The sequence below is a fragment of the Duganella sp. HH101 genome (genome assembly GCF_001758795.1).
In the GTDB taxonomy this organism is placed as follows: Bacteria; Pseudomonadota; Gammaproteobacteria; order Burkholderiales; family Burkholderiaceae_D; genus Rugamonas; species Rugamonas rivuli.
In genome coordinates, this window is record NZ_LRON01000001.1 from 167,777 (window position 1) to 190,888 (window position 23,112).

General features: G+C 61.8%; 20 protein-coding genes and 4 tRNA genes. 17 read left to right on the forward strand and 7 right to left on the reverse strand.

The features are described 5' to 3' along the window. Positions 1 to 17 precede the first annotated feature (17 nt). Positions 18 to 1,253: a TIGR03862 family flavoprotein gene (locus DUGA2_RS00560; RefSeq protein WP_070266602.1), complete on the forward strand. Its 1,236-nt coding sequence runs from the start codon at positions 18 to 20 to the stop codon at positions 1,251 to 1,253. Between the two features lie 4 nt (positions 1,254 to 1,257). Here the strand turns inward: DUGA2_RS00560 and DUGA2_RS00565 are convergent, their stop codons facing one another. From DUGA2_RS00565 to hpnD, 5 genes are all read right to left on the reverse strand, one after another. After that, a complete protein-coding gene (locus DUGA2_RS00565) occupies positions 1,258 to 2,064 on the reverse strand; it encodes a head GIN domain-containing protein (protein ID WP_070267080.1) in 807 nt (268 codons plus the stop codon). Positions 2,065 to 2,076: 12 nt separating this feature from the next. Further along, positions 2,077 to 2,877: a DUF1700 domain-containing protein gene (locus tag DUGA2_RS00570; protein WP_070266603.1), complete on the reverse strand. Its 801-nt coding sequence runs from the start codon at positions 2,875 to 2,877 to the stop codon at positions 2,077 to 2,079. A gap of 4 nt (positions 2,878 to 2,881) precedes the next feature. Continuing rightward, positions 2,882 to 3,019: a hypothetical protein gene (locus DUGA2_RS33950; RefSeq protein WP_008448316.1), complete on the reverse strand. Its 138-nt coding sequence runs from the start codon at positions 3,017 to 3,019 to the stop codon at positions 2,882 to 2,884. Positions 3,020 to 3,135: 116 nt separating this feature from the next. After that, the gene (gene hpnE / locus DUGA2_RS00575; protein WP_070266604.1) at positions 3,136 to 4,542 is read right to left on the reverse strand and encodes a hydroxysqualene dehydroxylase HpnE; all 1,407 of its coding nucleotides are present in this window, start codon (positions 4,540 to 4,542) and stop codon (positions 3,136 to 3,138) included. Continuing rightward, entirely contained in the window at positions 4,535 to 5,368 is an 834-nt protein-coding gene (hpnD, locus tag DUGA2_RS00580; protein WP_070266605.1) for a presqualene diphosphate synthase HpnD, read from the reverse strand. Before hpnD ends, hpnE begins: the two co-directional genes overlap by 8 nt. A 157-nt stretch (positions 5,369 to 5,525) precedes the next feature. Between hpnD and DUGA2_RS00585 the strand changes: the two genes are divergently transcribed. Beyond that, a complete protein-coding gene (locus DUGA2_RS00585; RefSeq protein WP_070266606.1) occupies positions 5,526 to 5,936 on the forward strand; it encodes a VOC family protein in 411 nt (136 codons plus the stop codon). A gap of 57 nt (positions 5,937 to 5,993) precedes the next feature. After that, positions 5,994 to 6,332, forward strand: coding sequence for a hypothetical protein (locus tag DUGA2_RS00590; RefSeq protein ID WP_070266607.1), 339 nt, complete (start codon positions 5,994 to 5,996; stop codon positions 6,330 to 6,332). On the opposite strand, the gene DUGA2_RS00595 is transcribed toward DUGA2_RS00590, so the two are convergent. Both DUGA2_RS00595 and hpnC read right to left on the reverse strand, forming a co-directional pair. After that, the gene (locus DUGA2_RS00595; RefSeq protein ID WP_192819897.1) at positions 6,321 to 6,485 is read right to left on the reverse strand and encodes a hypothetical protein; all 165 of its coding nucleotides are present in this window, start codon (positions 6,483 to 6,485) and stop codon (positions 6,321 to 6,323) included. The genes DUGA2_RS00590 and DUGA2_RS00595 overlap by 12 nt on opposite strands. A 127-nt stretch (positions 6,486 to 6,612) precedes the next feature. Beyond that, positions 6,613 to 7,455 (reverse strand): squalene synthase HpnC, encoded by an 843-nt coding sequence (gene hpnC / locus DUGA2_RS00600; protein WP_070266609.1) that lies wholly within the window; start codon positions 7,453 to 7,455, stop codon positions 6,613 to 6,615. Between the two features lie 156 nt (positions 7,456 to 7,611). Here hpnC and DUGA2_RS00605 point away from each other — a divergent pair, with 156 nt between their 5' ends. The 14 genes from DUGA2_RS00605 (at position 7,612) to DUGA2_RS00670 (ending at position 23,041) form a co-directional block, all read left to right on the forward strand. Continuing rightward, the gene (locus DUGA2_RS00605; protein WP_229214557.1) at positions 7,612 to 8,736 is read left to right on the forward strand and encodes an efflux RND transporter periplasmic adaptor subunit; all 1,125 of its coding nucleotides are present in this window, start codon (positions 7,612 to 7,614) and stop codon (positions 8,734 to 8,736) included. Further along, positions 8,733 to 11,834, forward strand: coding sequence for an efflux RND transporter permease subunit (locus DUGA2_RS00610; protein ID WP_070266611.1), 3,102 nt, complete (start codon positions 8,733 to 8,735; stop codon positions 11,832 to 11,834). The genes DUGA2_RS00605 and DUGA2_RS00610 overlap by 4 nt, the downstream gene beginning before the upstream one ends. Before the next feature lie 330 nt (positions 11,835 to 12,164). Then, on the forward strand, positions 12,165 to 12,923 hold the full coding sequence (locus DUGA2_RS00615) for a hypothetical protein (RefSeq protein WP_168167744.1): 759 nt from the start codon (positions 12,165 to 12,167) through the stop codon (positions 12,921 to 12,923). Beyond that, positions 12,901 to 13,470 (forward strand): hypothetical protein, encoded by a 570-nt coding sequence (locus tag DUGA2_RS00620; RefSeq protein WP_141753147.1) that lies wholly within the window; start codon positions 12,901 to 12,903, stop codon positions 13,468 to 13,470. The genes DUGA2_RS00615 and DUGA2_RS00620 overlap by 23 nt, the downstream gene beginning before the upstream one ends. A 215-nt stretch (positions 13,471 to 13,685) precedes the next feature. After that, positions 13,686 to 13,772 (forward strand) — tRNA-Leu (locus tag DUGA2_RS00625). Between the two features lie 32 nt (positions 13,773 to 13,804). Continuing rightward, positions 13,805 to 15,145 (forward strand): trigger factor, encoded by a 1,341-nt coding sequence (tig, locus tag DUGA2_RS00630; RefSeq protein ID WP_008448335.1) that lies wholly within the window; start codon positions 13,805 to 13,807, stop codon positions 15,143 to 15,145. 89 nt (positions 15,146 to 15,234) lie between these two features. Next, on the forward strand, positions 15,235 to 15,852 hold the full coding sequence (gene clpP / locus DUGA2_RS00635; protein ID WP_020703301.1) for an ATP-dependent Clp endopeptidase proteolytic subunit ClpP: 618 nt from the start codon (positions 15,235 to 15,237) through the stop codon (positions 15,850 to 15,852). 173 nt (positions 15,853 to 16,025) lie between these two features. After that, positions 16,026 to 17,294 carry an ATP-dependent Clp protease ATP-binding subunit ClpX gene (clpX, locus tag DUGA2_RS00640; RefSeq protein WP_008448338.1) on the forward strand — a complete coding sequence of 423 codons (1,269 nt, stop codon included), beginning with the start codon at positions 16,026 to 16,028 and terminating at the stop codon, positions 17,292 to 17,294. A gap of 283 nt (positions 17,295 to 17,577) precedes the next feature. After that, positions 17,578 to 19,989, forward strand: coding sequence for an endopeptidase La (gene lon, locus DUGA2_RS00645; protein WP_070266614.1), 2,412 nt, complete (start codon positions 17,578 to 17,580; stop codon positions 19,987 to 19,989). A gap of 212 nt (positions 19,990 to 20,201) precedes the next feature. After that, a complete protein-coding gene (locus DUGA2_RS00650) occupies positions 20,202 to 20,474 on the forward strand; it encodes an HU family DNA-binding protein (protein ID WP_070266615.1) in 273 nt (90 codons plus the stop codon). Positions 20,475 to 20,523: 49 nt separating this feature from the next. After that, positions 20,524 to 20,599, forward strand: a tRNA-Val gene (locus DUGA2_RS00655). A 38-nt stretch (positions 20,600 to 20,637) separates the two neighbouring features. Next, positions 20,638 to 20,714: transfer RNA gene (locus tag DUGA2_RS00660), tRNA-Asp, on the forward strand. Positions 20,715 to 20,741: 27 nt separating this feature from the next. Then, positions 20,742 to 20,818: transfer RNA gene (locus DUGA2_RS00665), tRNA-Asp, on the forward strand. A 312-nt stretch (positions 20,819 to 21,130) separates the two neighbouring features. Then, positions 21,131 to 23,041 (forward strand): SurA N-terminal domain-containing protein, encoded by a 1,911-nt coding sequence (locus DUGA2_RS00670; protein WP_071658833.1) that lies wholly within the window; start codon positions 21,131 to 21,133, stop codon positions 23,039 to 23,041. The last annotated feature ends 71 nt before the right edge of the window (positions 23,042 to 23,112 follow it).

Sequence of the window (23,112 nt, forward strand, 5' to 3'; positions counted from 1 at the left end):
CATATCGGACCGAATGCATGCAGTCTAGTTTGACACCTTTTCGCGTTGCCGTCATCGGCGGCGGCCCCGCCGGCCTGATGGCCGCCCAAACCCTGGCGCACGGCGGGGCGCGTGTCGATGTTTATGACGCGATGCCGTCGGTCGGCCGCAAGTTCCTGTTGGCCGGCCGCGGCGGCATGAACATCACCCACGCCGAGCCGTATGCGGACTTCGTCACGCGCTACGGCAAGGGTTCTGCGCCGCTGCGCCCCATGCTGGACGCGTTCGGCCCGCAGGATGTGCGGGACTGGGTGCATGGCTTGGGTGTCGATACGTTTGTCGGCACGTCCGGCCGCGTGTTCCCGACCGATATGAAGGCGGCGCCGCTGCTGCGCGCCTGGCTGCACCGGCTGCGCGAGAGCGGCGTGCAGTTCCACATGCGCCACCGTTGGCTGGGTTGGCGCGACGATGCGCTGGTGCTGAATACGCCGGACGGCGAGTTGCTGGTGCAAGCCGACGCGGTGATATTGGCGTTGGGCGGCGGCAGCTGGGCGCGATTGGGTTCCGACGGCGCCTGGGTGCCTTTGCTGGAGGCGCGCGGCGCTGGCGTGGCGCCGCTGGCGCCCGCCAACTGCGGCTTCGATGTCGCCTGGAGCGAACATTTCAGCAGCCGCCACGCGGGCGAACCGCTGACCACCGTCGCCATCGTTTCGACCGGCGCGGACGGCAAGGCCTTCCGCAAGCAGGGCCAGTTCGTCGTCACCCAGGGCGGCATCGAGGGCAGCTTGATCTACGCCTTGTCGGCCGCCTTGCGCGACCAGATCGCCGCCGACGGCTCCACCACGATCTACCTCGACCTGCTGCCCGACCTGACCGCGCAACGCGTAGCGGACGAAGTGGCGCGGCCGCGCGGCGCGCGTTCGATGGCCAGCCATCTGCAAAGCCGCCTGGGAATCAAGGGTGTGAAGGCCGGCCTGCTGCGCGAATGCCTGAGCAAGGAGCAGTATGCGGACGAGGACCAGCTGGCGCAGGCGATCAAGCACCTGCCGGTGCGGCTGCTGCGCCCACGCCCGATCGACGAAGCGATCAGCAGCGCCGGCGGCGTGCGTTGGGATGCCTTGGAAGGGACGATGCTGAAATCGGCGCCGGGCGTGTTCGTGGCCGGCGAGATGGTCGACTGGGAAGCGCCGACCGGCGGCTATCTGCTGACGGCCTGCCTGGCCGGCGGCCAGGCGGCAGGACGCGATGTCCTGGCCTGGCTGGCGCGCAGCTAGATCGTTATTCCCAGGTCACGTCGCCCGAACCGGTGCGGCTGACGTTGCGGTTGTCGGGATTGCCCATCACGCGGATATCGCCGCTGCCGCGCAGGGTCAGGTCGGCCGACTGCTTGGCGAACACCTGGCTGGTGCCCGAGCCCTTGAGGTTGACCGTCACCTTTTCCGACGCCAGGTGGCGCGCATCGAGGTCGCCGGAGCCGGTCAGTTCAGCCGTCAGCGTCTTGCAGCTGCCGGATGAGGTGATCTGGCCCGAGCCCACCATCTCCAGTTCCACATTCTCGCTGCTGCCCGCGTTCAGGTTCAGGTGGCCGCTGCCGTGGGCGCCGGCGCTCAGTTCGCGATAGCGGCCGGTGAAGTTCACATTGCCCGAGCCGTGCAGCTGCAAGTCCAGTTTGTCGCCGGTGAAACCTGAGACCTTGGTGTCGCCGCTGCTGCGCACGACCAGCTCTTCCAGTTGCGGCAGTATCAGTTCCACCTGCAGCGGATGGCGCGGATTGAGCAGCATGCCCTTGGTGCCGATGTGCAGGTCGCGGCCATCCTGGATGGTCTCGATATTGGCCAGCGAGCGCTGTTCGCCGCGCACCTTCAGCGAGGCCACCGGACCCTGGATCAGGATCAGGTCTATCGGTCCGCTGAGCTCAATGGCCGTGGCCATGGCGTCGATCTTGCGGGTTTCGCTGCCCAGGGAGCGCCCGGCCGAACTGGTCGGGCTGGTGCTGCCATAGGCCTTGAGCATGCTGTAGCTGATGCCGATCAGGACGAAGGACAGCAGCAGCAGGCTGGTACCGATTTTTAATAAAGCGCGCATGTTCATGACTCCTTAGCGTCCGCGAAGCAGGGACACATTCATTGCGACATACCGTCGCAGGCCGATCAGCGTGTAGCGGGTGGCGACGATGCTGATCAGGCACAGGCCTATCCCGCCCAGTATCAGGCCGAAGCCGATCAGCGACTGGCTGGTGCGCGCGCCGTTGTCGAAATCCGTGGTGATGTGCAGGTCGCCGGTGGCCACCGCCTCGGCGCGGTTCAGCAGGCGTCCGCTGCGGCTCAGGTTTTCGTCGCCGCTGCTGCTGCTGTCCTGGGCGTCCGGTTCCTTGTTGATCTGGACGCCCATGCTGTTGATCGCCATGCGCCAGCCTTCGGCCGACTCTTGTTCTTCCTTCGAGTCGAAGTGGGCGTTGGTGAACTCCATCACGTGGCGCAGCGGGCCTTCCAGCGCCAGCTCGTTCTGGCCGGACAGGCCGCTCGCCACCAGGGCCACGCCGCCGATGTAGAAGCCGAAGGCCGAGATGTACACGGCGCCCAGCAGCGAGGCGTACACCATTGCCGGGATCACCATGAAGAGGTTGAAGATCGCCAGGCCGATGAAGGAGACCACCACGCGGGCCAGGTTGACCGGGGTTTTCTTCTGTTCGAAGGCGTTCAGGTGGACGTTGGCGCGCAGCGTCATGGCAACTTTGCGCGGCTCGTCGAGTTCCTTGTAGACCTCGGCCTCGCTGCGGCCGGCCACCAGGCCGTCGATGAAGCGCTGCTCGTAGTAGGCCAGGGTCTTGGCCACCGTTTCCGGGGGCAGTCCCTGCATGGCCTGTTTGAGCGCGTCGAGGTATGCCTGCTTGTTCATGATATCAAATACCTAATGTTGCGCTGTTGTGAGCCACGGCCATCGCGCTCTCCGCCACCGGCTTGGTCTGCACGATGGCGACCGTGCTGGCGGCGACGAAGGCGACCAGGGCGAGGGTTTTCAGGCTGAGGGCGAGGTTCATGTTGATTCCAATTATTGTCTTTTGTCGATGATGCTACTGTACGCAAGCGCTCGCCCGGATGCCATCGGCATGTGACAGGCTGCATAAATAGCGGGGCAGGCGACAAAAAAGGGGGGCTAGAAGGCAGCCCCCTTGAGCAGTGCGGCAGCGGCGACGCCGCTGCGGACCGCCGATTCCAGCGTGGCCGGGTAGTCGCCGGCGGTGTAGTCGCCGGCGATGGCCAGGCCGGGCAGGCCGATGTCGTTGGCCGGGCGGGCCAGCCCCGGCGTGCAGGCGTAGGTGGCGCGCTTTTCGGTGATGACCTTGAACCAGTTGGGACGCCCCAGCTCCGGGCGCTGGAAGGCCACCGCCAGCTGGACCGCGACCGCTTCCGCCAGCAAATCCTGGCTTTGCTCCGCGGCGCTGCCCGAGGCGCTGATGACCACCGCCAGCAGGCCGGCCTGGCCGGCGTCCAGCTGGCCGCGGTCGAACACGAACTGGCCCCATTGGTAGTTGTCCGGATCGTCCAGCAGGGCGAAGAAGGGCAGCGCCAGCCGCGTGGCCGGGTCGTATTGCAGGTAGCAGGTGGTGATCGCTTCCGGTTCGAAGGCGGTCAGCTGGCTGCAGACGGTGCTGGTGTCGCAATCCGGTATCTCGTGCAGCAGCGCGGCCGCCTGGCTGGCGCCTGTGGCCAGCACCGCGCCGCTGAAATAGGTGCTCCAGTTGCCGCCCACGGCCGCGCCGCTGATGTCGAGCTGCCACAGGCGGCCTTCGATGGAGCGCAGCGCGCGCACCTTGGCGCCGGTGCGGATCGAGCCGCCGTGTGCTTCGACCAGGGCGCCCGCCGCTTCGGGCAGCAGGGCCGACAGGTCGGCGCGCGGCAGCAGCATGTCCGAGGCGCTGCGTTTGGCGCCCAGGCTGTCGCGCAGCACGTTGAGGAAGATCTGGGCGGAGGCCCGCTCCGGCGGCGTGTTCAACGCGGCCAGGCACAGTGGGCGCCACATCAGCTGGATCAGGCGCGGGGTCTGGTCGAAGCGTTCCAGCAGTTCGGACACGCTGCAATCGGCATGCAGGCGCCAGCCCATCCAGCGCGCGGTGGTGGAGAAGCGCGCCAGGCTGAGTTTATCGGCGCGCTCCAGGCCTTGCGCGCGCAGCAGCGCCAGCGCCAGGTGCAGCGGCGCGGGCAGGCGCGGCGCCAGGAAGTCCATGCCGCCGGTGCCGGGCGGGTAGCGCATTTGCAGCGGCAGCGACAGCAAGGCTAAGTCGCGGTCGACGCCGGCCAGCTTCATCAGCCGCAGGGTGGCGCTGTAGGCGCCCAGCAGGATGTGCTGACCGTTGTCCAGGTGCCGGTGGTCGGTCTCGATGCGGCGTGCGCGGCCGCCCAGGGTGCGCGCCGCTTCGAACAGCGTGACCTTGTAACCGGCGCGCGCCAGCTCGACGGCCGCCGCGCAACCGGCCCAGCCGCCGCCGATCACGGCGACCGAACGCGAAGTCAGGCCTGGCTCACACTTGCCGGCGCGCTTGTCCTGCACTTGCTCAGCCACGAATGTAGGTCTTCCACGCCAGCCAGAGCTTGCGGATAGGCGTCAGCGAAATGCGCTGCGTGAGCACGTGGAAGCCGTCGGCCTCCACCTCGGTCAGCAGCGTGCGGTAGATGGCGGACATCATCAGGCCGGGGCGCTGGGCGCGGCGGTCTTCCTTCGGCAGCAGCGCGAACGCTTCGTCGTAGACCTTCTGCGCGCGGGCGGCCTGGAAGGCCATCAGCTTCTCGAAATTCTCGGTGTGGCGCGCGTTGAGCAGGTCGGCGGCGGTGACGTTGAACTGCTGCAGCTCGTTGACCGGCAGGTAGATGCGGCCCTTGCGCGCATCTTCGCCGACGTCGCGGATGATGTTGGTCAGCTGGAAGGCGTGGCCCAGTTTTTCCGCGTACTGCAATGTCTCCGGCCTGGTCGCGCCGAAGATGCTGGCCGACAGGATGCCCACCACGCTGGCCACGTGCCAGCAGTACTTGCTCAGCGCCGTGTAGTCGAGGTAGCGGGTCTGGTTCAGATCCATTTCCATGCCGTCGATGATGGCTTGCAGGTGCTGCTGCTGCAGATTGTAGGGTGCCAGATGTGGCTGCAACGCCAGCGTGACAGGGTGGGTCTGCTGGCCTTCGTACATATTGGCGATTTCCTTGCGCCACCAGGCCAGCTTGATGCGGGCGATCGACTCGTCTGTGCACTCGTCCACGGTGTCATCGACTTCGCGGCAAAAGGCATACAGCGCGGTGATTGCGCGGCGGCGCTCCGGCGCCAGGAACAGGAAGCTGTAGTAAAAACTGGAGCCGCTCTGGGCGGTCTTTTGCTGGCAGTAGTCGTCGGGAGACATGGATAAAAAAGCAAGGATGACATCGAAGCCGCTATTCTATAGGTTAAGTGTAACAATGTGGGCCACTGTCGGCACGGCGGGCAGGATTGGAGTACAGTTCCGAATTCCTAAATTGGCAAGATTGCATACTCGCTAGCCTGTTGAATGGGATGTACACATGATTAAAATTCGCGAAATCGACCATCTGGTGCTGCGCATCGTCGACCTGGAGCGCATGCTGGCTTTTTACTGCGGTGCGCTGGGCTGTACGGTCGAGCGGCGGCAGGATGCCATCGGGCTGGTGCAACTGCGCGCCGGCAGCTCTTTGATCGATCTGGTGCCGGTCGACGGCAAGCTGGGACGCATGGGCGGCGCTCCGCCCGGTAGCGAAGGCCGCAATATGGACCACTTCTGCCTGCGCGTCGAGCCTTTCGACGAGGCGGCCATCCGTGGCCACCTGGCGGCGCATGGGGTGACGGCCGGCCAGGTGGAGTCGCGCTACGGCGCCGAGGGCGAGGGGCCGTCGATCTATCTCACCGATCCGGAAGGCAATATGGTCGAACTGAAAGGTGCGCCAGCGCAAGTGTAATGACGGATACTCATCTTCAGGGATACAATATGTTACGTTTCCCTGGAGATGATCTGTATGAAGCTTTCGCATGCCGCCGCCCTGATGCTTGTTCCCGCTTTGTGCGGATGTCAGCGCGCGCCGGCGGAAATCGACGTGCAGATGAAGTCGGCGACGTATTACGCCAAGCACCTGCAGGAAGCCACGCAGGTGGCCAACCGCTGCAACCAGCTCAACGAGCAGGAGCAGCGCCGGCTGAGTGCGCGCGACTACCAGGAATGGCAGATCTCGAACGAGTGGGTCAATTGCCAGACGGCGATCTCGGTGACGGACGCGGCTGCGCTGCGCGAGTCGGTGCTGAAGCAATCGCACACGCCGCAGGCGCCGCTGGACGGCAATGCCGCGCTAGCGCCGTAGGCCGAGGGCGCGGCGGCGGCCTGGCGGGTCCGACAGTACGCGGACGATGACGCTGAACGGGATATTCCTGCGTACCAAAAACTCCGACGCAAAAGCGCGCCCCCGGCTTTGCAGCAGGTTGACGCCCAATTCCACCACCTTCGATGTTTCCATATCCGGTCGCGATGACCGGTCTATCGTTTCCATAATGCCACCTCTCCATTTTCTGCGAAGGTAGCACGGAGCGGGGTACTTGTGCAGAGGCAACGATTTAATCGTGCGCGGCTATTCTATCTCCGCCTCAGGCGGCGCTGAACACCGCTTTCATTTGCTTTTTCATGCGCACGGCGGCCCAGAAGATGCCCAGCCAGTCGCGCCGGCTCAGCTTGGGACGGTGCAGGAAGACGTCGTATTCGGCGGCCTCGATCGCATCCAGGATGCGCAGCCCGCCTTGCACCACCATGCGCAGCTCGAAACCGATGCGGCCTTTCAGCCGTAGCGCCAGCGGGGCGCCGCTGAGCATCAGCGCGCGGGCGCGGTCCACCTCGAACTTCATCATCGAACGCCAGCGCGGGCGGGCGCTGGCGTGGTCCAGCGCGGCCGGCGAGATCGCATAGCGGTTCAAATCCTCCAGCGGAATGTAGATGCGCTCCTTGTGGATGTCGATCGCCACGTCCTGCAGGAAATTGATCAGTTGCAGCGCGGTGCAGATGGCGTCGGAGTCGCGGATGTTTTCCTCGTCGGCCTGGCCGTACAGATGCAGCATCAGGAAGCCGACCGGATTGGCCGAGCGTGCGCAGTAGTCCAGCAGCGCGTCGTAGGTGGCGTAGCGGCTCACCAGCACATCCTGCTTGAACGCCGACAGCAGCTCGTACAGCGGCTTGAGCGGCAGGTCATGGGCGCGCACCACCTGGGCCAGCCGCTCGAACATCGGCTCGTGGCCGGTGGCGCCGGCCTCGATGCGGGCCAGCGCGGCCTCGTAGGCGTTCAGCGCGGCCAGGCGTTGCTCGGGCGTGGCGTCGCCCTCATCGGCGAGATCGTCGGCGCTGCGGGCGAAGGCGTAGATCGCTTCCACCGCCGGCCGCAAGCGGCTCGGCAGCAAAATTGATGCAACAGGGAAATTTTCGTAGTGATCTACCGACATAAAACAGGGCCCAAAGCAAAATTTTAAAAATTAATGACGCGAAAGTCATTTGCAAACGGATTTGCTCGGCATATAATAAATTAACGGAAAGTCATTAATTTCCGAGCCGTAATAGTAGTGCCATCTACACTCCAGAGCAAGCTAAAGGAATACACCGTGGTCGCCTTTAAAAAACAGCGTCAGATTTCCCCCCTCATACTTAGCGTGCTGGCCGCCGCCGTGCTGGCCGGCTGTTCCAAGCCCGCCGAGAAAACCGAAGACATCCGCCCGGTGCGCGCCATCGTGCTCGCCAGCAGCGACGTCGATGTCAACGCCGAGTTTTCCGGCGAAGTGCGCGCCCGCGTGGAATCGCGCCTGGGCTTCCGCGTCGGCGGCAAGATCGTCGCCCGCAAGGTCGATGTCGGCACCCTGGTCAAGCATGGCCAGGTGCTGATGCAGCTCGATCCGCAGGACTTGCAGTTGTCCCAGGCCCAGGCGCTGGCCGGCCTGCGCGCCGCCGAGACCAACCGCGACCTGGCCAAGGCCGAGCTCAAGCGCTATCAGGAACTGCGCAGCAAGAACTTCGTCAGCCAGGCCGTGCTCGACGCCAAGGATTCTACCTACAAGGCGGCGCAAGCCAACGTCGACGCCGCGCAGGCTGCCTATCGCGGCCAGTCCAACCAGGCCGGCTACGCCAGTCTGGTGTCCGATGTTGACGGCGTGGTGACAGCGGTCGACGCCGAAGTCGGCCAGGTGGTGCAGCCGGGCACGCCGGTGGTGCGCGTGGCCCGCCAGGGCGAGAAGGAAATCGTCATCGGCCTGCCGGAAGACAAGGTCGAGACGCTGCGCCGCGTGCCGGACGTGCAGGTGCGCCTGTGGGCCGATCCGAAGAACACGGTGGCCGGCAAGATCCGCGAGATTTCGCCGGTGGCCGATCCGTCCACCCGCACTTACACTGTCAAGGTCTCCATCCCCGATTCGCTGGCCGAAGCCAAGCTGGGCATGACGGCCGTGGTGCAGTTCGCCTCCAAGACCGCGACGCCGCAGATCAAGGTGCCGCTGACGGCGCTGTACTATGAAAAATCGGCCTCGTCCGTGTGGGTGGTCGATGGCGGCGTGGTCAGGCTGGTGCCGGTGACGATCGCCGGCGCGGCCGGCAACGATATCGTGCTGGGCAGCGGCGTCAAGGCCGGCCAGACGGTGGTCACGGCCGGCGTCAACCTGCTCAAGCCGGGCCAGAAGGTCAAGATCCTCGGTAACGATTTGCCGGTGGCTCCAGTTGTTGCGGGGACCGCCAAATGAAGGACGGATTCAATCTCTCACGCTGGGCGCTGGAGCACATTCCGCTCACGCGCTACCTGATCGCCGTGCTGCTGATAGGCGGCATGCTCAGCTACTCCAACCTCGGCCAGGATGAAGACCCTCCGTTCACCTTCCGCGCGATGGTGGTGCGGGCCAACTGGCCGGGCGCGACCTCGCTGCAGATGGCCGAGCAGGTCACGGACAAGCTGGAGAAAAAACTGCAGGAAACGCCGGACATCGACGAGATCAGCAGCTACTCCAAGCCGGGCGAGACCACCATCATCTTGAAGCTGCGCGAATCGGCGCCGCCCAAGGAAGTGGCGCAATCCTGGTACCAAGTGCGCAAGAAGATCGGCGACATCCGCGGCACCTTGCCGCCGGGCGTGCAGGGGCCGTTCTTCAACGATGAATTCGGCGATACCTACGGTTCGATCTTCGCGCTGTCGGGCGACGGCTTCACCTATGCCGAGATGAAGGACTACGCCGACTTCGTGCGCCAGCAGCTGCTGGGCGTGCCGCTGGTGTCCAAGGTCGAGCTGTTCGGCGTGCAGGACGAGAAGATCAACATCGAGTTCTCGCACAAGAAGTTCGCCCAGCTGGGCATACCGATCGAAGCCATCGCCAACCAGATCGCCACCCAGAACACGGTGGAAGCGACCGGCGTGCTGGTGACGCCGACCGACAACCTGCAAGTGCGCGTGACCGGTGCGCTGAAGACCGTCAAGGACCTGGAAGAGCTGGAGCTGCGCGCCAACGGCACCACCTTCCGCCTGGGCGACTTCGCGACCATCAAGCGCCTGTACCAGGACCCGCCCGGCAACAAGATGCGCTTCAACGGCAAGGAAGTGATCGGCCTGGGCGTGTCCATGGAAAAGGGCGGCAACATCATCCAGCTCGGCAAGCACATGGAGAAGACCGTGGCCGCGATGAAGGCCAAGCTGCCCGTCGGTATCGAGCTGGAGCGCGTTTCCGACCAGCCTGAAGCGGTCAAGGCCTCGGTGGGCGAGTTCGTGCACACGCTGATCGAAGCGGTGCTGATCGTGCTGGCCGTCAGCTTCGTCGCGCTGGGCCTGCATAGCAAGCCCAAGCTGCGCCTGGACGTGCGTCCCGGCCTGGTGGTGGCGCTGACCATCCCGCTGGTGCTGTCCGTGACCTTCCTGTGCATGCGCATGCTGGACATCGACCTGCACAAGATTTCGCTGGGCGCGCTGATCATCGCGCTGGGCCTGCTGGTGGACGACGCCATCATCGCCGTCGAAATGATGGTGCGCAAGATGGAGGAGGGCATGTCGCGCTTCGACGCCGCCACCTTCGCCTACACCTCGACCGCGATCCCGATGCTGACCGGCACGCTGATCACGGTGGCGGGCTTCCTGCCGATCGGCCTGGCCAAATCGGCGGCCGGCGAGTACACCTTCTCGCTGTTCTCGGTCAACGCGCTGGCGCTGGTGATCTCGTGGGTGGTGGCGGTGGTGTTCACGCCCTACATCGGCTACGTGCTGCTGAAGGTCAAGCCGCACGCCGATGGCGGCAGCGAGCACGACCTGTTCGACACGCCGGGCTTCCGCAAGTTCCGCGCCGTGGTCAACTGGTGCGTCGAGTACCGCAAGACCACCATCGTCGCCACGCTGGTGATCTTCGCGCTGGGCGTGTACGGCTTCAAGTTCATCGAGAAGCAGTTCTTCCCGGACTCCAGCCGTCCCGAGCTGATGGTCGAGCTGTGGACGCCGGAAGGCACGACCTTCAGCGCCAACGAGGCGCAGGTGAAGAAGTTCGAAGCCTTCATCCGCAAGCAGGAGGGCGTGGTCAGCGTGACCAGCTACGTGGGCACCGGTTCGCCGCGCTTCTACCTGCCGCTGGACCAGATCTTCCCGCAGACTAACGTGTCGCAGATCGTCGTGCTGCCGAAGGACCTGCACGCCCGCTCCGTGCTGCGCGACAAGATCGTCGACATCTTCAAGCACGACTTCCCGGAGGTGCGCGGCCGCGTCAAGCTGCTGCCGAACGGGCCGCCGGTGCCGTATCCGGTGCAGTTCCGCGTCACCGGCGGCGAAGTGGACAAGGTGCGCGCCATCGCCGACCAGGTCAAGGACATCATGCGCGCCAACCCGAACACGCTGGGCGTCAACGACAACTGGAATGAATCGATCAAGGTGCTGCGCCTCGACCTGGACCAGGACAAGATGCGCGCGCTGGGCGTGACGTCACAGACCGTGATGCGGGCCGCGAACACCATCCTGTCGGGCACCACGATTGGCCAGTTCCGCGAGGACATCAAGCTGATCGACATCCAGATCCGCCAGCCCATCGAGGAGCGCAACACCATCTCGATCCTGAACGACACGAATATCCCTACCGCCAGCGGCAAGTCGGTGCCGATCAGCCAGCTGGCCCGCGCCCACTTCGTGTGGGAGCCGGGCGTGGTGTGGCGCGAAGGACGCGAATGGGCGATCACCGTGCAGTCCGATGTGGCCGACAATATCCAGGGCCCGACCGTGTCCGGCCAGATCGATCCGAAGCTGAAGGAACTGCGCGACAAGCTGCCTGCCGGCTACGCCATCACCGTCAAGGGCGCGGCGGCCGACAGCGGCACGGCGGAAGCGTCGATCGCGGCCAACCTGCCGCTGGCGATCTTCATCATCTTCACCTTGCTGATGCTGCAGCTGCACAGCTTCTCGCGGGCGCTGCTGGTATTCCTGACCGGCCCGCTGGGCGTGGCGGGCGCGGCGATGGCGCTGCTGGTGCTGGGCCGTCCGCTGGGCTTCGTGGCCAACCTGGGCATCATCGCGCTGTTCGGCATGATCATCCGCAACTCGGTGATCCTGGTCGACCAGATCGAGCAGGACATCAAGGCCGGCCACGATCCGTGGACCGCGATCGTCGAGTCGGCGGTGCGTCGTTGCCGCCCGATCATCCTGACGGCTGCCGCCGCGGCGCTGGCGATGATACCGTTGTCGCGCTCGGTGTTCTGGGGGCCGATGGCGGTGGCCATCATGGGCGGCCTGATCCTGGCTACCGCGCTGACGCTGCTGTTCCTGCCGGCCTTGTACGCCGCCTGGTTCAGGGTTAAAAAACCACAACCCCGTCCCGGCGCTTAGCCAAGGCTGGAAAACAACGGCGGATTCCGGATGCGGAATCCGCCGTTGTTTGTTGTGTATCAAACGCTTGGCGTAAGCTCATCGGAAGTAGCCAGAGCCATCCTTGACACCCTCGGTTTCATATCCTAAGTTGGTCTAGCCATTGTCTAAATTGCCTTTTTAATTTCCTTCCGTGCAATTTTTTTGCGGTGGCCGTCGTGCGAGGTTGCCGGTCGGTGCGCAAAGCAAGTTCGAGTTGTGGGTAATTGTTGCGGTATGCCATCCGGTATTGCTACTAACTATTATTCGAGAACTAAAATGAACAGCAAAAACAGGGGATCTGCTCTACTTGTGGCATTGGTTTTTGCCACGTTTTCAACCTCAGCGCTGGCCGGGCTTGTTACCGGCAGTGTGAATGTCTCCGGCACGCGCACCACGCCGGCCTACGGCGACGCGGACCTGAAGGATAACGCCGGCAACCCCGGCCCCTTCGGCCCCTTCAGCTGGAACTACAGCTACACGCGCAGCTTCGACGGCAAGAAACTGGAGAAGGACATCCAGATCGACTTCAGCTTCGACGCCGGGCTCAACTACACGGCCGCCCAGAAGGCCGCCTATATCAATGCTGCCAAGGCCGGGGTCTCGTCCGTGTGGGACAACAAGTTTGCGGTCAAGGACGGCAGTACCGGCCAGGTGATACCCATCTTCGTGGCGGTGACGACGGACGGCCCGTTCAACCAGAAGGTCCAGGTGCATGCCGGTCCCGGGCGTTCCGACATGCTGAACTGGTACACCGGGGATAGCGCCAGCGTCAACGCCCATGAAGTCGGGCACATGATGGGCTTGTTCGACGAGTATATCGGCGGCGCGGTCGATAAATATCCGAATCCGACGCTGTCGGACGACGGGTTGATGGGCTTGGGCGCGCTCAACGCCAATCCGGTCATGTATCCGCGGTACTATCAACAGTATTACGATTACATCAAGCAGCTGAATCCGGACACGCCATTTACGCTGGTCGCGGTGCCGGAGCCATCGGAGGCGGTGTTGCTGTTGTGCGGCGGGGTGTTCTTCTTGATGGGGATGTATGGACGCAAACGTCAAGGGTAGGGCGGTGATCCTGGCGGCCTTGCTGGCCGCCGCGTGCGCGGCGCCCGGGCGGGTCGCCGCGTCGCGTGCGGCCGGGGTGTTGGAAGAAGGGCGGGCTCAAGTGGATCAGCTGGCGGCGATTACCTTACGCGATGTGCATCCGCTGCATGGCGGCCAAGTCATCTACCTGGCGGCCGACGGCAGCGGCTATTGCCAACTGGTGTCGAGGTTGCCCGACGTCGCGGCGCTGGCCGAGAAGCGTTATCGGCTGGCGGTGCCGGCCGATGCGATGGCCCGCTTGCGCAGCCTGGCCGCCGCCCACGCGGCGGCGCCCATCGCCTCCAGCAGCGCCCCCGGCCTGCCGGATGCGTCCCGGCCGCGCATCTCGGTACGCCTGGCGTCCGGCCGCAGCGTGGACGTCAGCCGCTGGCAGCACGACCACAACGCCGAGTTCGACGACTTGTACCAGGCCTTGCTGGCCGTGGCGCAAACGGCGGCGACGCAACAACCACTGAGCCAGGGCCGTTTCGAGCCGAATTGGGTTCCCGATGGCTTTCAAGGGCGTTGAGCGGGGCGCCGCGTCGTGATTTGGCTAAATAATAGGGTCGGTTTTCGAAGAAATTAGACAAAGAATGGCGGAATGTTGGCGACATATTAAAAATCGTCACATTTCGCCGAAAAACCCGTTAAAATACCGCGTTGAAGTTGAAAGCTCTCGCCTATGGCGGGATGGGGCGACCGTTTTCACTTACGGGTCGCCCTTTGCTTTTGTGCAAACATGCCGCGAGGATGGCGAAATTGGTAGACGCACCAGGTTTAGGTCCTGACGCCAGCAATGGTGTGGGGGTTCGAGTCCCCCTCCTCGCACCAACTGTATTACTATTTTTTTGGACGATTTTTACATGGCAACTGCAGTCGAAACCTTAGGCAAACTCGAACGTCGTATCACGATCTCCTTCCCGCTGACCGAGGTCCGCGCTGAAGTTGAGAAGCGTCTGAAAGTGCAAGCCAAATCGGCTAAGGCACCAGGCTTCCGTCCGGGTAAAGTTCCTATGAAAATGGTCGCAGCACAATACGGTTATCAGATCGAGACCGAAGTGCTGAACGATAAAGTTGGCCGCGCCTTCAACGATGCCGCCAACGCAGCCGAACTGCGCGTAGCGGGCTACCCGCGCATCGAGCCTAAGGAAGAGTCGCCAGAAGGCGTCCTGACCTTCGACGCGACCTTCGAAATCTACCCGGAAGTGGTCGTTGGCGACCTGACCACCGTGGAAATCGAAACCGTCAAGGCTGACGTGTCGGAAACCGAAATCGACAAAACCATTGAAATCCTGCGCAAGCAGCGCGTGCACTTCCACACCAAGGGTGAAGCTGGCGAGCACGGCGACGGCGGCGCAGCAATCGCAGCCAATGGCGACCGCGTGACCGTGGACTTCGTCGGCTCGATCGACGGCGTGGAATTCCCAGGCGGCAAAGCTGAAGACTACGCTTTCGTGCTGGGCGAAGGCCGCATGCTGCCAGAATTCGAAGCAGCCACCGTCGGCCTGAAAGTCGGCGAAGCCAAGACCTTCCCACTGGCTTTCCCAGAGGACTACCATGGTAAAGACGTTGCCGGCAAAACCGCATCGTTCACCATCACCCTGAAAAAACTGGAATGGGCGCACCTGCCGGAAGTCGACGGCGAATTCGCCAAGTCGCTGGGCGTGGCCGATGGCGACGTCGCTAAAATGCGCGAAGACATCAAAGTCAACCTGGAACGCGAAGTTGCCGGCCGTGTCAAAGCCCGCAACAAGGAAGCCGTGATGGAAGCGCTGGTGAAAACCGCGACCCTGGACGTGCCACAAGCCCTGATCGCCCAAGACACCGAGCGTCTGGCTGAAATGACCCGTCAAGACATGGCTCAGCGCGGCATGAACGTCAAGGACATCCCGTTCCCACCAGAACTGTTCGCAGAAAAAGCCGAGCGTCGCGTACGCCTGGGCCTGATCCTGTCGCAACTGGTCGGCGAGAACAAGCTGCAAGCCCAGCCTGAACAAGTCAAAGCGCAAGTTGAAGACTTCGCTCAGAGCTACGAAGACCCGCGCGAAGTGCTGAAGTACTACTACAGCGACCGTCGTCGTCTGGCTGAAGTCGAAGCCCTTGTATTGGAAGAAAACGTCGTTAACTACGTCCTGGGCCTGTCGAAAACTTCGTCCAAGGTTGTGGCCTTCGACGAACTGATGGGAAGCAACGCACAAGCGTAATCCAGTTCTGGGCCGGACGATGTGAAGAATTGATGTAAGATTCGAATCTCCGGCCTCTAGCTGCTTCACAAGGAAATGGAATGACTGGTATGAACCGTAATCCGGCGCTGGACACTGAAATGCTCGGCCTGGTGCCGATGGTGGTCGAACAGAGCGGCCGCGGCGAACGCTCCTATGATATCTACTCGCGCCTGCTGAAGGAGCGTGTGATCTTCATGGTCGGTCCCGTCAACGACCAGATGGCGAACCTGATCGTCGCCCAGTTGCTGTTCCTGGAAAGCGAAAATCCGGACAAGGATATCTCGCTGTACATCAATTCCCCAGGCGGTTCGGTTTCGGCCGGCCTGGCGATCTTCGATACGATGCAGTTCATCAAGCCCGACGTGTCGACGCTGTGCACCGGCATGGCCGCCTCCATGGGCGCCTTCCTGCTCGCAGCCGGCGCCAAGGGCAAGCGTTTCTCGCTGCCGAACTCGCGCATCATGATCCATCAACCCTCGGGCGGCTCGCAGGGCATGGCTTCGGATATCGAAATCCAGGCCAAGGAAATCCTGTACCTGCGCCACCGTCTGAACTCGATCATGGCCGAGCGCACGGGTCAAACCGTCGAGCAGATCGCCAAAGACACGGATCGTGATCGTTTCATGTCGGCGGAAGAGGCGGTAGAGTACGGTTTGATCGACAAAATGTTGTCCAACCGGGCTTGATGCTTCCTTCGCAGCATTGCTGAAAAAACGCCCGGGCGATTAATCGTTCGGGCGTTTCGTTTTTATTTCGGGTAGCATGTAGTCATAGGCGGACTTTTCCGGACGCTGTTAGTTCGATTCACGTGCTTCCTGGCAACAGCCAAGCCATTCTGTAACCCAAAGAAAACTGCCCCATGTCAGACAAAAAATCCTCCAGCGGCGAAAAATTACTGTACTGCTCGTTTTGCGGCAAGAGCCAGCACGAGGTAAAGAAACTCATCGCCGGCCCGTCGGTCTTCATCTGCGACGAATGCATCGACCTGTGCAACGACATCATCCGCGATGAAACCTCGGCCATCGAGTCGGTCACGGGCGCCAAGTCGGACCTGCCGACCCCGCACGAAATCAAGGACTTGCTGGACCAGTACGTCATTGGCCAGCAAACGGCCAAGCGCATCCTGTCGGTGGCGGTGTACAACCACTACAAGCGCCTCAAGCACCTGGGCAAGAAAGACGACATCGAACTGGCCAAGAGCAACATCCTGCTGGTCGGTCCTACCGGCTCCGGCAAGACCCTGCTGGCCCAGACCCTGGCGCGCATGCTGAACGTGCCGTTCGTCATCGCCGACGCCACCACGCTGACCGAAGCGGGCTACGTGGGCGAAGACGTCGAGAATATCATCCAGAAACTGTTGCAGAGCTGCAACTACGATGTGGAAAAAGCCCAGCGCGGCATCGTCTACATCGATGAGATCGACAAGATCTCGCGCAAGTCGGACAATCCGTCGATCACCCGCGACGTGTCGGGCGAGGGCGTGCAGCAGGCGCTGTTGAAACTGATCGAAGGTACGATGGCGTCGGTGCCGCCGCAAGGCGGCCGCAAGCATCCTAACCAGGACTTCGTGCAGATCGACACCACCAACATCATGTTCATCTGCGGCGGCGCGTTCGACGGCCTGGCCAAGGTCATCTCGAATCGTTCGGAAAAATCCGGCATCGGTTTCTCGGCCAGCGTGAAGAGCAAGAAAGAGCGCAGCGCCAGCGACGTCCTGCTGGAAGCGGAACCGGAAGATCTGATCAAGTTCGGCCTGATTCCCGAGCTGGTGGGCCGCCTGCCGGTGGTCGCCACGCTGTCGGAACTGACCGAAGAGGCGCTGATCCAGATCCTGGTCGAGCCGAAGAACGCACTGGTCAAACAGTACGCCAAGCTGCTGGACATGGAAGGCGCTGAGCTGGAAATTCGTCCTGCGGCACTGCATGCCATCGCCAAGAAAGCGCTGGCCCGCAAGACCGGCGCGCGCGGCCTGCGTTCGATCCTGGAACACGCGCTGCTCGATACGATGTACGAATTGCCAAATGAAACCAATGTCACCAAAGTGGTTATTGATGAGAATACCATCACCAGTGGCGCAAAACCTTTATTGATCTACCAAGACCAGGCCAAAGCGTCTGGTGAGAATTAAATAACTTGTGCACACTTACCCCACTCAGCAGAAAAATTCATTTCGCATCCGTGGGGCAAGGCGGTACAATTTAAATCAATAAAAGAATGCAGGCTTCATTCGGAAAGCCACACGTGACAGCATCGTTTGTCACGCGTGGCTTTTTTATTTGACGCGTTTTTTTAGAACATGATTGGCTTCGTTGAAAATACTCTTTTTTAGGAGAATTATTTCTTGCAGGTCGGTCTTGTGATTCGGCGAAACAGCGCCCACATCATAATCACGCTTTCACATAAGGTACGCCATGACAACTTCCAAATTAACTGAGCAAACTCAACTGCCGTTATTGCCGCTGCGGGACGTTGTAGTTTTCCCGCATATGGTGATACCGCTGTTCGTAGGGCGCCCAAAATCGATCAAGGCGCTGGAAGCGGCTATGGAGCAGGGCAAGAGCATCATGCTTGCCGCGCAAAAAGCTGCAGCCAAGGACGAACCTTCTGCTTCCGATATCTACGAGATCGGCTGCGTGGCCAATATTCTGCAAATGCTGAAACTGCCGGACGGCACCGTCAAGGTGCTGGTCGAGGGCGCTCAGCGCGCACGCATCAACCGCATCACCGACGCACCGACGCACTTCATCGCCGATCTGACGCCGCTCGATTCCGAGCTGGGCGACGATTCGGAGATCGAAGCCATGCGCCGCGCCATCGTTCAGCAGTTCGACCAGTACGTCAAGCTGAACAAAAAGATCCCGCCTGAAATTCTCGCTTCGCTGTCGGGCATCGACGACGCCGGCCGCCTGGCCGACACCGTCGCCGCGCACCTGCCGCTGAAGCTTGAGCAGAAACAGGTGATCCTGGAGATCTTCAGCGTGGCCAAACGCCTGGAGCACCTGCTGGGCCAGCTGGAAGGCGAACTCGATATCCTGCAGGTCGAGAAGCGCATCCGTGGCCGCGTCAAGCGCCAGATGGAAAAGTCGCAGCGCGAGTACTACCTGAACGAACAAGTCAAAGCCATCCAGAAGGAACTGGGCGAGGGCGAGGACGGCGCCGACCTGGACGAGCTGGAGAAAAAGGTCGCGCTGGCCAAGATGCCGAAAGAGGCATTGGACAAGGCCACCGCCGAGCTGAAAAAACTCAAGCTGATGTCGCCGATGTCGGCCGAAGCCACCGTCGTGCGCAACTACATCGACACGCTGGTCAGCCTGCCATGGAAGAAAAAATCCAAGGTCAATAACGACCTGTCGAACGCCGAGAAAGTGCTGGAAGGCGATCACTACGGCCTGGACAAGGTCAAGGAACGCATCCTGGAATACCTCGCGGTGCAACAACGCGTCGACAAGCTGAAAGCGCCTATCCTGTGCTTCGTCGGTCCTCCTGGCGTGGGTAAGACCTCGCTGGGCCAGTCCATCGCCCGCGCCACGAACCGCAAGTTCGTACGCATGGCGCTGGGCGGCGTGCGCGACGAAGCCGAGATCCGCGGCCATCGTCGTACCTACATCGGCTCGATGCCGGGCAAGGTGCTGCAATCGCTGGCCAAGGTCGGCGTGCGCAATCCGCTGTTCCTGCTGGACGAGATCGACAAGATGGGCGCGGACTTCCGCGGCGATCCATCGTCGGCCCTGCTGGAGGTGCTGGATCCTGAACAGAACCACACCTTCTCGGATCACTACATCGAAGTCGACTTCGACCTGTCCGATGTGATGTTCGTGGCGACGTCGAACTCGTACAACATCCCGCCGGCGCTGCTGGACCGCATGGAAGTCATCCGCCTGTCCGGCTACACGGAAGACGAGAAGACCAGCATCGCCCAGCGCTACCTGCTGCCTAAGCAGATCAAGAACAACGGTCTGAAGGAAGACGAGATTTCGGTGGCCGAGTCGGCGTTGCGCGACATCATCCGCTACTACACCCGTGAAGCCGGCGTGCGTTCGCTGGAACGCGAAGTGTCGAAGATCTGCCGCAAGGTAGTGAAGATGCTGCTGCTGAAGAAGTCGGACAAGAAAGTGGCCGTCACCAACAAGAACCTCGACAAGTTCCTGGGCGTGCGCCGCTACGACTTCGGCGTGGCCGAGAAAGACAACCAGATCGGCCAGGTGGTCGGCCTGGCATGGACCGAAGTGGGCGGCGATCTGCTGACCATCGAAGCCGTGCAGATGCCGGGCAAGGGCGGCGTGATCCGCACCGGCACCCTGGGCGACGTGATGAAGGAGTCGATCGAGGCAGCCCGCACCGTGGTGCGCAGCCGCGCCAATCGTCTCGGCATCAAGAACGAAGTGTTCGAGAAGAGCGACATCCACATCCACGTGCCGGAAGGCGCAACGCCGAAAGACGGTCCTTCGGCCGGCGCCGCGATGACGGTGGCGATGGTGTCGGTGTTCACGGGCATTCCGGTCCGCGCCGACGTGGCGATGACGGGCGAAATCACGCTGCGCGGCGAAGTGCTGCCGATCGGCGGCCTGAAAGAGAAACTGCTGGCGGCCCAGCGCGGCGGCATCAAGACCGTGCTGATCCCTGAGCAGAACGTCAAGGACCTGGCCGACATTCCGGACAACGTCAAAAACAAACTGGAGATCGTCCCAGTGCGTTGGATCGACAAAGTACTGGAAATCGCCCTGGAACGCATGCCGGAAGCGCTGACGGAAACCGCTCCGGTGGAAGCCGTAGCCGCAGCAGCCGCCAAGACAGACGGCCAAACGGAAGTGGTAAAACATTAAGTTTTGCTGGTGATTAGTAGAGTTGTTGTACAAACAGGCGCTTTTATGGCGCCTGTTTGTTATTTCACCCCGATTTTCTATGGTGCAGCGCTTGACACAGGGGCGGGCTGGCTTGTTTAATACGGCCTGAGATTTTTCTCGGCCTGGATACGGTATTCAACTGCCGTTATCTACGAGCTAAAACGATATAACCTTTGTGACGGGGAATTGCTTTGAATAAGACTGAATTGATCGACCATATTGCTACCACCGCTGATATCTCGAAAGCGGCTGCTGCACGCGCACTCGACGCGGTGATCGACGGCGTTACCACCACCCTGCAAAAGAACGACAGCGTCACCCTGGTCGGCTTTGGCACCTTCTCCGTGAGCGAACGCGCTGCCCGTACCGGCCGCAATCCGCGCACCAAAGAAGAGATCACCATCGAGGCAGCTAAAGTTCCTAAATTTAAAGCTGGTAAAGCTTTGAAAGATGCTGTAAACTAACGGACTTCAGTGAGCAGCAAGCAGTAAAGTTGCTCACTAAAGGCAAAACGGGCGGTTAGCTCAGTTGGTAGAGCGGAGCCCTTACAAGGCTTAGGTCGGGAGTTCGAGCCTCTCACCGCCCACCAGTTTTGCAAGTAGTAAAGGTAGTACCCAGTGTTTTGTTGGAGCGGTAGTTCAGTTGGTTAGAATACCGGCCTGTCACGCCGGGGGTCGCGGGTTCGAGTCCCGTCCGCTCCGCCAACAAAATACGATATAGAGTTTGACCAAGGAGCGGTAGTTCAGTTGGTTAGAATACCGGCCTGTCACGCCGGGGGTCGCGGGTTCGAGTCCCGTCCGCTCCGCCAAGAACAAGATACCCCGCAGCTAATATTAGCTGCGGGGTTTTTCTTTTTCCGGCCCATATTAATTCGCCATCCCTTCCTTGAATATCCCGCTCGCGGATAAATATATCGTTTGGAAACAGATGTTTGCTTTTGGCATCGTTCGGCCGGTGCCGGCGGAAATTTTGTTGCCGAGCGTTGCAGCGTGACCGTTTTGCCAATGATTTACTCTTGCTATAGAGGGGTGTGCGCTGTAAAATCCGGCAACCGGAATTGGCGAACGCGAGTTCGCCTTTTTTGTATGTGCAAGTTCCACTCAATCCGAATTGGCAGACCATGTTTGAATTTATTCGTACCCATCAACGTTTGATGCAGATTCTCCTGGCGATTATTATCGTCCCGTCGTTCGCATTTGTCGGCCTCGGTAGTTACAAGGGTTTCGGCGAGGATGCCAATACGATCGCCAAGATCGACGGCAAGCCGCTGACCCAGCAGGAATTCGATACCGCCGTGCGCAACCAGCTGGACACCTACCGCCAGCGTCTGGGCGCGCAGTTCGACCAGAAGATGTTCGACACCCCTGAATTCAAGCAAAACATCCTCGACCAGCTGATCGCCGAGCGCGCAGTGGCCGCGGAAGTTGTGCATGCGAACCTGAACGTCAGCGATGTCCAGCTGCAGAAGGTCATCAAGGAGCAGTTCGGCGGCGAAGGCGCCTTCGACATGGAGCGCTACAAGGCCATCCTGTCCGCGCAAGGCATGACGCCGAGCATGTACGACCAGCGCCTGCGCCACGACTTGGCGCTGCAACAGCTGGGCAACGCCATCCAGGCCACCGGCTTCGCGCCGCGCGCCGTGGCCAAGACCCTGTCCGACATCGGCGCGCAGGAGCGCGAGGTGCAGGAACTGCTGCTGCCGGTCGCCGATTTCGTGCCGCAGGTGAAAATCACCGACGACATGGTCAAAGCCTACTACGACAAGAACGCCAAGTTCTTCGAAGTGCCTGAGCAGGCCAAGATCGAATACGTGGTCTTCAACAGCGACGCCGTCATGAGCCAGGTGTCCGTCACCGACGCCGACGTCGCCGCCTACTACGAAGCCAACAAAGCCGGTTTCGCCACCCCTGAAAGCCGCCGCGCCGCGCACATCCTGATCGCGCTGAAGAAGGGCGCCAACGCCGCTGAAACCGCCGCCGCCAAGGCCAAGGCCGACGCCATCGTGGCCGAACTGCGCAAGACCCCGGGCGACTTCGCCAAGGTCGCCAAGGCCAAGTCGGAAGACCCGGTATCGGGCGAGCAGGGCGGCGATCTGGATATCGTCACCAAGGGTACGCTGCCGGCGCCGGTCGAAGCGGCCGTGCTGAAGCTGAAACAGGGCGAGATCAGCGATGCCGTGCAGTCGGACTTCGGGTTCCACGTGCTGACCGTGACCGCGCTGAAACCAGCCGTCGTCAAGCCGCTGGACGAAGTGAAAACCGAAGTGGCTGAAACGCTGAAGAAACAGAAAGCCGCCAAGAAGTATTCGGAGATGGCTGAAGCCTTCACCAACACCGTCTACGAGCAGTCCGACAGCCTGAAACCGGTTGCCGACAAGCTGGGCCTGAAGATCGAAACCGCCGCCAACGTCTCGCGCGCGCCGTCGCCGATGGCCGGTCCTGCGCCGTACAACAACGCCAAGTTCCTGGCTGCGCTGTTCTCCAACGAGTCGATCAGCAGCAAGCGCAACACGGAAGCGGTCGAGACCGCACCGAGCACGCTGGTAGCCGGCCGTATCGTCGAGTTCAAGGCCGCCAGCAAGCGTCCCCTGGCCGAAGTCGATGCCGCGATCCGCCAACGCGTGACGATGGAAGAAGCCGCCAAGCTGGCCGCCAAGACCGGCGCCGAGAAACTGGCCGCGTTCAAGAAATCCGGCGACGCTACCGGTTTCGCCGCCGCCAAGCTGGTGTCCCGTGCCAAGCCTGAAGGCGTGAACGGCCTGGCCATGCAGGAAGTGATGAAGGCCGATACCGCCAAGCTGCCAGCCTACGTTGGCGTGGACGTGCCTGGCATGGGCTACGGCATCTACCGCATCGGCAAGGTGCAGCAGCCTGCGGTGCAGGACGAAGCGCGCCGCAAGTCGGAAGCGGAACAGATCAGCAACATCGTTGCCCAGCAAGAGATGCATGACTACATCGAACTGCTGAAGCAAAAGGCCAAGGTCAAGGTTTTGAAACCGATCACAAAAACCACAGTTGTTGAAGTCAAGTAATTGAGTTTTCCGGGAAGCGCAGCGCGCTTCCCGGCTCCGCAACACCCCTTCCTCCTATGGCGCCCCACGCC